The organism is Desulfurella sp. (assembly GCF_023256235.1).
In the GTDB taxonomy this organism is placed as follows: Bacteria; Campylobacterota_A; Desulfurellia; order Desulfurellales; family Desulfurellaceae; genus Desulfurella.
In genome coordinates, this window is record NZ_JAGDWY010000071.1 from 1 (window position 1) to 7,586 (window position 7,586).

Annotated in this window: 11 protein-coding genes and 1 pseudogene; 9 read left to right on the forward strand and 3 right to left on the reverse strand. The window is 30.7% G+C overall.

Annotated features, from left to right (window positions below; all coding sequences use genetic code 11):
- The 9 genes and pseudogenes from Q0C22_RS10490 to Q0C22_RS07805 all read left to right on the forward strand — a co-directional run.
- Positions 1-167 (forward strand): annotated as a pseudogene (locus Q0C22_RS10490) (hypothetical protein); the annotation flags it as partial.
- A complete protein-coding gene (locus Q0C22_RS07770) occupies positions 154-951 on the forward strand; it encodes an inositol monophosphatase family protein (RefSeq protein ID WP_291493456.1) in 798 nt (265 codons plus the stop codon). The pseudogene Q0C22_RS10490 and the gene Q0C22_RS07770, both read left to right, overlap by 14 nt.
- Positions 948-1,799: a metal ABC transporter substrate-binding protein gene (locus Q0C22_RS07775; protein WP_291493458.1), complete on the forward strand. Its 852-nt coding sequence runs from the start codon at positions 948-950 to the stop codon at positions 1,797-1,799. Before Q0C22_RS07770 ends, Q0C22_RS07775 begins: the two co-directional genes overlap by 4 nt.
- A complete protein-coding gene (locus Q0C22_RS07780) occupies positions 1,792-2,559 on the forward strand; it encodes a metal ABC transporter ATP-binding protein (RefSeq protein ID WP_291493460.1) in 768 nt (255 codons plus the stop codon). Before Q0C22_RS07775 ends, Q0C22_RS07780 begins: the two co-directional genes overlap by 8 nt.
- Positions 2,535-3,350 (forward strand): metal ABC transporter permease, encoded by an 816-nt coding sequence (locus tag Q0C22_RS07785; protein ID WP_291493462.1) that lies wholly within the window; start codon positions 2,535-2,537, stop codon positions 3,348-3,350. Before Q0C22_RS07780 ends, Q0C22_RS07785 begins: the two co-directional genes overlap by 25 nt.
- Positions 3,351-3,695 carry a NifB/NifX family molybdenum-iron cluster-binding protein gene (locus Q0C22_RS07790; RefSeq protein ID WP_291493464.1) on the forward strand — a complete coding sequence of 115 codons (345 nt, stop codon included), beginning with the start codon at positions 3,351-3,353 and terminating at the stop codon, positions 3,693-3,695. It begins immediately after the preceding gene.
- A 77-nt stretch (positions 3,696-3,772) separates the two neighbouring features.
- Positions 3,773-4,084, forward strand: coding sequence for a DUF134 domain-containing protein (locus tag Q0C22_RS07795; RefSeq protein ID WP_291493466.1), 312 nt, complete (start codon positions 3,773-3,775; stop codon positions 4,082-4,084).
- Positions 4,059-4,394: a NifB/NifX family molybdenum-iron cluster-binding protein gene (locus Q0C22_RS07800; protein WP_291493468.1), complete on the forward strand. Its 336-nt coding sequence runs from the start codon at positions 4,059-4,061 to the stop codon at positions 4,392-4,394. Before Q0C22_RS07795 ends, Q0C22_RS07800 begins: the two co-directional genes overlap by 26 nt.
- A 10-nt stretch (positions 4,395-4,404) precedes the next feature.
- On the forward strand, positions 4,405-4,638 hold the full coding sequence (locus Q0C22_RS07805; RefSeq protein ID WP_291493470.1) for a DUF5320 family protein: 234 nt from the start codon (positions 4,405-4,407) through the stop codon (positions 4,636-4,638).
- Between the two features lie 30 nt (positions 4,639-4,668).
- Here the strand turns inward: Q0C22_RS07805 and Q0C22_RS07810 are convergent, their stop codons facing one another.
- The 3 genes from Q0C22_RS07810 to Q0C22_RS07820 form a co-directional block, all read right to left on the reverse strand.
- The gene (locus Q0C22_RS07810) at positions 4,669-6,606 is read right to left on the reverse strand and encodes an alpha-amylase/4-alpha-glucanotransferase domain-containing protein (RefSeq protein WP_291493472.1); all 1,938 of its coding nucleotides are present in this window, start codon (positions 6,604-6,606) and stop codon (positions 4,669-4,671) included.
- Positions 6,603-7,448 (reverse strand): hypothetical protein, encoded by an 846-nt coding sequence (locus tag Q0C22_RS07815; protein WP_291493474.1) that lies wholly within the window; start codon positions 7,446-7,448, stop codon positions 6,603-6,605. The genes Q0C22_RS07810 and Q0C22_RS07815 overlap by 4 nt, the downstream gene beginning before the upstream one ends.
- The coding region (locus Q0C22_RS07820) for a gamma-glutamyl-gamma-aminobutyrate hydrolase family protein (RefSeq protein ID WP_367172131.1) at positions 7,414-7,586 on the reverse strand (173 nt) is incomplete at its 5' end. The genes Q0C22_RS07815 and Q0C22_RS07820, both read right to left, overlap by 35 nt.

Sequence of the window (7,586 nt, forward strand, 5' to 3'; positions counted from 1 at the left end):
TTAACTTTTGCAAAAAAGTCTACCACATAGAAACAAAAGAAGAATTAAAAAAAGATTGGTTTGAAGGTATTGAAAATGTAGGCATCACAGCAGGTGCGAGTACACCAAACTGGCTTATAGAAGACGTCATAAAAGCCATAGAAGAAATTGAATATGATATACGTTGATTTTTTTAAAGATTTAGGAAAAAAAATACAACAATTAAATAAATTTTTTGGTGAAAAAATAGCAAGCTTTGAGTTTGAAGAAAATCCCTTTGGTGATGTAAGTGTGTATATTGACAAAAAAGCTCAGGAAATCGTTGTCGAATCAATAATAAAAGAATCAATAAAATGCACATTACTTAGTGAAGAAAGTGGATTTTTAGATTTTGGACAAAAGTACCCATTATTTATAGTTGATCCAATAGATGGAAGTCTAAATGCCAAAAGGGGTATACCATACAGCGCTTTTTCTATTGCTTATTCTACATCAGATTCAAGCGACTTCATAAATGAAGCGTATGTTTTAAATCTATCAACATCAGATGAGTTTTTTGCTTCTAAATCTAATGGTGCTTATTTAAACGGTAAACAAATAAAAAAACTCTCATTAAAAAATTACATTGCAGCAATCGAAGGGATAAAGCGACAAACTAATTTAGATGATTTAAAAAAAATCTATAAAAGCTTTTATCGTGTAAGATCAATGGGCAGTGTGGCACTAGATTTGTGTTATTTAGCCTGTGGCAGGATAGATGTTTTTTTTCATATTCAGCCTTCCAGAATCATAGATTTTGCAGCTGCAAAACTTATAGTTGAAGAATCAGGCGGTGTTTTGCTGGAATTTGAATCCAAAAACCTGTATAATGTTCCAATAGATCAGGAAAAACACAAACCATTTTGGGCTGTAGCTGAGTTGACAAATATTGATGAGTTTTATAACAAGGTTTTTATGGAGGAAAGTAAATGAAAAAATCATTATTTATTGTTTTATTTGTTTTATTTTTTGTACAAAATGCATTCTCAAAACCACTTGTTGTTACAAGTACCTATATTTTAAGTGCCCTTACAAAACAAATTGGTCAAAACAAAATAGATACACAATTTATTGTACCAGAAAACGCAAACCCTCACTTCTTTAATCCAACACCAAAAGATGTACAGGAATTATCCAAAGCAAATTTATTTATTGGCGTTGGTTATGGTTTTGAATTCTGGTTTAATAAAGTAAAAAACAATATAAAAGGTAATATTTTAATGCTTTCAGACTATTACACAAATCCTATTGGAAAAAAAGTATTAAAAGGACAAACAATCGCAAACCCTCATATTTGGCTTGATATGAATTTTGTTAAAAATACTGCAGTATTTGAAATCGCAAAACATTTATGCAAAATTGACTCAAAAGACTGTCAATTTTTTATGCAAAACGCCAAACATTTAAGTCAACAAATATCGCATATTCAGACAAATTATGAAAATCTATTTAAAAATAAAAATATATGCATTATTGAAGTAGACCCTGCATTTGATTATTTTCTTGAAAGCTTTGGTCAAAAACCATGCGCTAAAATGCTTGAAGAAGGCTCAGGCGAACTTTCAATAGGAAATTTTAAACTTTTAGAAAATTGCAAATGCAAAAAAGGCATTGTAATCTATGCTTTTAGATCAAAACAAGCTCAAGCAATAGCCAAGGAAAAACATTACAAACCAGTATACTTAAGCCCACTTGGAAACTCAAAAAACAATAATCAAGATAGCTACACAAAATTACTTAAGTACAATTTAGAAGAATTAAAACGTGCTATAAATGATTGAGTTTCAAAATGTCAGTTTGATTTACGATAAAAAACTGGTACTTGATAATATAAGTGCTATTATTAAAACTTCAGAATTTGTAAGCATAATTGGACCAAACGGAGCAGGCAAAACTTCTTTAATTAAAATTATGCTAGGGCTAATTAAGCCAACAAGTGGAAAAGTTTTGATTGAAGGAAAAGACCCTAAAGAGTATATTGCAAAAAACAAAGTATCATATTTACCTCAGCAAACAAGTATAAACTGGTCTATGCCTCTTAGGGTAATAGACATTATGCTTATAGAAAATTTCAAACCATTTAGTGTTTTTAAAAAACCAGATAAACATGTAGTTGAAAATGCAAGATTGATGCTTGATAGATTTGGGATTTTAGATATCGAAAACAAATATTTAAAAGAATTATCCGGTGGTCAAAAACAAAGAGTAGAATTAGGAAGGTGTCTGCTTAAAAAACCAAAAATTTTAGTTTTAGACGAACCCAACACGGCTCTTGATGCTGTATTCAATGAAAAAATGTATAACATTTTGGTTGAAGAAAAACAAAAAAATAATACAACTATAATTTTGGTTAGTCATGATATTGGTGCTGTTAGCAGGTTTGTGGATAGGATTATGTGCTTAAATGTAAAACTTCACTGTAGCGAAAAACCACAAAATATTGATTATTCTAAACTTATTTCTGTTTTGTATGGTTCTGATACAAATATTGTTGTACATTCTAATGGGTGTGAATCATGTCAATTTTACAAAACCAAATAATACTGGATGTTTTTATCAAATCGTTAATTGTAGGCATTAGTTTATCAATACTGCTATCAATTTTGAGTTATTTTATAGTTTTACAACGATTAAATTTTTTAGGTGTTGGCATATCACATTCTGTTTTTGGTGGGCTTGCCTTTAATTACCTTTTTGGTTTAACCACACTTTTTTTACCAGTCGGGTTTGCTACCCTAACTGCTTTACTTATAGGTATTTTGTATAGAAAGGGTTTAAGCAAAGACAGCGCTATAAATGTAATGTTCGTTTTTACAATGGCTTTGGGCGCTGTTGTGTTAAGCTTTTCTTCTGGTTATTCTGCCAATTTACTTGGCATGCTATTTGGCGATATACTTGCAATAAACACAAGCGATATAGTTTATTCCCTAATACTTCTGTCTATTGGGTTAATACTATTTAGTGTATTTTTTTCACACATGCAACTTATTACATTCAATGAAGAGTTAGCAAGAATAAACGGCATAAATGTTGATGTGTTTTATTCTCTCTTTTTGGTCTTTTTAGGAATTGTGATTGTATTAAGTGTAAAATTAATAGGCATAATACTTGTTAATGCCTTTTTGGTATTGCCAGCTCTAAGTGGCATGAATATGGCAAGAAGCTATAAAAGCGTCCTTTTGTGGTCGATTTTATTTTCTATTATTTCATGCATAAGCGCTATTTTTATCTCATATTATCTAAACACTCCATCTGGAGCTACAATTGTAATAACATTTTTTATTTTATGGCTATTCAGTTCAATATTCAATAAAATCACAAGGAGGCTATAGATGAAAATCGCTGTACCTGTAAAGGATAATTCTCTGGAAATTTTTCCAAGAACCGGTCAAGCACCCTATTTTGCAATATTTAACGATTCAACATTTAGCCATCTAATTAAAAACCTTATTGAAGAACACGAAGAAAAAGAAGAAGATAGCTCCAAAGATCATGTTGAATTTCATAGAAAACAGGTTGAAGCACTTGGTGATATTGACGCAGTTTTGGTTTTAAAGATAGGCAAGCACATTAAACAGGCACTTGAAGAAAAAAATATACAGATAATCGAATTTCCAAATAGCAATTATAAAAACGCAAAAGAGCTAATAGAAAACTATTTTAACAACAAAAAATAAAAAATCAAAATTATACTTGACATATGTCCAAATAAGACTTATATTCTTTATGGGCATATGACCATAAAGGAGGTTGAGTGAGGAGCCGTTGGCGCAGAAGGTTTATAGAATATAAACCTCAAGTTAAATGCTTTAAGCCATGTAGCATGCCTTTTAATGAATTAGATGTAAATGTGCTTTTGCACGATGAACTTGAAGCCCTAAGGCTTGCTGATTATGAAGGCTTATATCAGGAAGAATGCGCACAGCGTATGAATATTTCTCGCACTACATTTGGAAGAACAATAGAAAGTGCAAGAAAAAAGGTAGCAGATTGCCTATTAAATGGCAAAGCTTTAGTTATTGAAGAAGGAGGTGATACTAATGAGAGTAGCAATACCAACCAGTGATGGCAAAAATATATCAAAGCATGTAGCGCTAAGCAAGTACTTTAATATCTACGAAAATAATCAATTAGTTTCTCAAATTCAAAACCCGCTTATTGAAAATATAAAAGATTCAGTACCACTCCACTCGCACAATGGCAGGGGCCTGGGTGCTGGAAGAATTATACCAACACTACTTGCAAGGCAAAATGTAGGTGTGTTTTTGGCAAGAGAAATTGGAGATGGAATGAGGTATAATTTAGAGCAATCTGGCATAAAATGCATTGAAACGCAAGAAAAAAACATCGATGAAGCATTAAAAATGATTAATTAGGAGGTGTGGTATGCCATTTGGAGATGGAAGAGGACCACTTTGGGCTAGCGATAGCACATATGCACCAAGATGGTACGGAAGAGGCTTGGGCAGAGGTTTAGGTAGAGGAAGAGGTTTTTGGGCAAGAGGATTTGGCTGGGGTTTTCGATCATATGGCGCTAACTATGATAAAGAGCTATTAGAAGAAGAAAAACGCTACCTCCAAGATCGCTTAAAGGAAATTGACTCTTTGCTTAACCGCTAAGTATTTCTAAAGAAGGCGAGATCGCCTTCTTTAGAATAAATTAAATTTCACGCTAAACATAGGCATATCGCATTTAATAAATAAAGAGGTTTGCTGATAAAGTTTTTCTATACCACTTTCCGATAAAGAAACACTGTATACGGGAACAAGTAAAACCTTGGATGGCGTAAAGCTTACATTAAAGTAAATCTTTCTATAATTGTCTGCAAACAAAATATTATCAGTTTCTTCTTCGATAAAAGAATCCATATTGTATTCTTTTTCATTTATAATAATTTGTTTATCAAAAAATGCGCTCAAAAAAGTAAAATTTAACTCTTCATACAGATAATATTTATCTTGTGTATTGTAAATATCAACCATAAGACTTGAGTTATCTATAGTATAAACTTTTCTTATACCAAACTGTTTGTTTTCTAAATGGATACTGTAATCCAGTGCAGTAGAATTATATTTTAACACGTCATTAATTTGGTTAAAAGAACTCTCAAAAATTTCTTTAAGTGTTAATTCTTTTTTTACAAAATGATCCACCAGTGTATACCTATTATTTTTGTCATAAAAAATAAAGTTTTCTATACCACTTTCTTTGGCGAAAATTTCTGAATGTATACTTTCAACACCAGAATTTTGTTTTTTATAATCAATTTTTGTATGATAGAATTCTTTATGTCTTTTTATTGTATTTGTGATATTAAAATTAAAAGGTTTTATGTCAAACTCAAAAATTGAACCACTATAATTAGGTTTAACAAAAACATTAAAAATACTATTGCTCAAAACATGTTCAACGCAATAATCATTATCTATATCTACTGAAGTTACGGGATTTTCAAAATTAGCCGCAGATATAATATTTTCGTAAACTGCATTTCTTAAGTGTGGCATATATAATCCACCAAAAATACCATGCCAATAAGCGTCATTGCATTGTGCATCAAAAAATTGTTCAGTTTTTTGTTTATCTTTCATGTCTAAAAATTGTTTTACGAATAATACACGCTTATGCATGTTATTTGCTTCATCATATTTTGCCAAAAAATTGCGCCATGTACCACCTTGCATGAAATGTTTTTTAGAATCATACAAATCCATAGATTTAATTTTGTCCATATAGTCATTGTACTGTTTCTGAGCATCAAAATCCAAAGCCCACTCACCAAGCTCAGTGTATGAACCAGTGGGTGGGTTAGCTCTTTTTAGCAAACCAGTGTAGTTTGCAAAAAAATATTTCGGCAAAATAAATTCTACAACGTTACTAATCTGATTTAAAAAATTCTCTAACCAGGCACTTTTGTAAACCCAATCGTATGTACCAGGCCATATACCAAATTTTTCTCCATCATCTGCAAATACAAAAAATGATTCATCATCAAAATTATTAAAGTAATCAATTGTTTCTTGAGGTTGTCTAAAAGGTATAGTATAGCGTAAAACTTCATTTGAAGCCAAAAGCTTAACCTTTGAAAAAACATTATCTGCCACAAAAACAGTATTTAGAATTTCATTTTCTTGAACACCACAGCGTTTTAAATGTATATCATCTATTACTACATACTCAAGTGGATCAATGACACTTGGCAAATTTGGTTCCCAAGCGCGTTCAGCAAGCCATATTCCAGAAGGCTTGCAACCAAATAAATCATAAACCAAATTATTCATGTATTCAATTTGAGCTTTTGATGAATCAAAATCCCAAACAGGCAAAATACTTTCTGAGAAGCTCCCACCAAGTATTTCTACTTTGTCTTTTGATACCATATCTCTAACAAGATTTATAAAATCAGGTTTGTTTTTCGCAAGCCACCTAAGAAGTGGTCCAGAATAGTGAATTGCAAACTTAAAGCTGTCAAACTTAGAGGCTACTTCAAGAAATGGTAGGTAAGCTTTATTAAAAGCTTCTTCAAATACACTATCAAAATTGCCTATAGGTTGGTGATTGTGTACTACAAAGATAAATTTCTTCACTTTTGCACCATCCAGTTAAAAATTTTTAATTTTAATGGCAGTAAGTTACGAATATTTGCGCTTTTATACAACTTATCCAAATCATACAAAATAGTTATCAAACTTTCAAGTTTTTCTATTCCTAATCGTTGGACAATATTTTTGTAGTAATTTTTTTTAGATTCTTCTACATCATGTAAAGCTAAAAAGGCATTAAAAAAAATTGTTGATAACATTGAAATTAGAACTAAAGGGTAATCATCATACCTATCTATAAACGAACAGAATGTATCAAAATCATTATTTACTATAGCATCAATGGCTTCAAAACTAGATGATTCTTTTTCTAGAAAATCAATCTCGTCGTAATTTTTAGACAAAGAAAGCTTTCCTACTAACAAATTTAAAGCAGTAGCATTAGAATAAAAAGGACTACTGCTTATTTTTTCCAACAAATGTGTATCAATGTATTTAAGCTTATTTTTTAAATACGCTTTTATTTCTTTTTCACTTAGAGGTCTAAAATTTACAATTGAATCAGATTTAATTTTACTCGAGCACTTAATAGGATCTAAAATTAATATATTTTCTGTGTGTTTAATATCTATTATTTGTTCAAGTTCAAAGTTAAGTCTAATATGTTTTATAACCTTATTATAAAATAAATCATAGTAACACAAGCGCGGTATATCTTCTAAAAATTCTTTGAATGTTTCATATGTGTGTTTTTGAACACTTAAACCAGTTATTTTAGACAACCTTTCTATGTAAGTTTGTTTTAGGAAGTAATCATCACTGTTAAAAATGTATAGATTTCTAAACTTATTCTCAGATATCTCTTTTTTTAGCTCGTCTTGATTCATATGAGTAACTAATAAAAGCTTTAATAAGCGGGTGGGGATTTAATGGCCGTGATTGAAATTCAGGGTGGAATTGGACTGCAATAAAAAAAGGATGGTTTTTTAGCTCAATGATTTCTATCAATTTGTCGTCCGGACTTT

What these genes read in the sequence shown, in the direction of transcription:
- Q0C22_RS07770 (WP_291493456.1), top strand. Translation starts at nt 154, where the DNA reads ATGATATACGTTGATTTTTTTAAAGATTTAGGAAAAAAAATACAACAA.
- Q0C22_RS07775 (WP_291493458.1), top strand. Translation starts at nt 948, where the DNA reads ATGAAAAAATCATTATTTATTGTTTTATTTGTTTTATTTTTTGTACAA.
- Q0C22_RS07780 (WP_291493460.1), top strand. Translation starts at nt 1,792, where the DNA reads ATGATTGAGTTTCAAAATGTCAGTTTGATTTACGATAAAAAACTGGTA.
- Q0C22_RS07785 (WP_291493462.1), top strand. Translation starts at nt 2,535, where the DNA reads ATGTCAATTTTACAAAACCAAATAATACTGGATGTTTTTATCAAATCG.
- Q0C22_RS07790 (WP_291493464.1), top strand. Translation starts at nt 3,351, where the DNA reads ATGAAAATCGCTGTACCTGTAAAGGATAATTCTCTGGAAATTTTTCCA.
- Q0C22_RS07800 (WP_291493468.1), top strand. Translation starts at nt 4,059, where the DNA reads ATGAGAGTAGCAATACCAACCAGTGATGGCAAAAATATATCAAAGCAT.
- Q0C22_RS07805 (WP_291493470.1), top strand. Translation starts at nt 4,405, where the DNA reads ATGCCATTTGGAGATGGAAGAGGACCACTTTGGGCTAGCGATAGCACA.
- Q0C22_RS07815 (WP_291493474.1), bottom strand. Translation starts at nt 7,448, where the DNA reads ATGAATCAAGACGAGCTAAAAAAAGAGATATCTGAGAATAAGTTTAGA.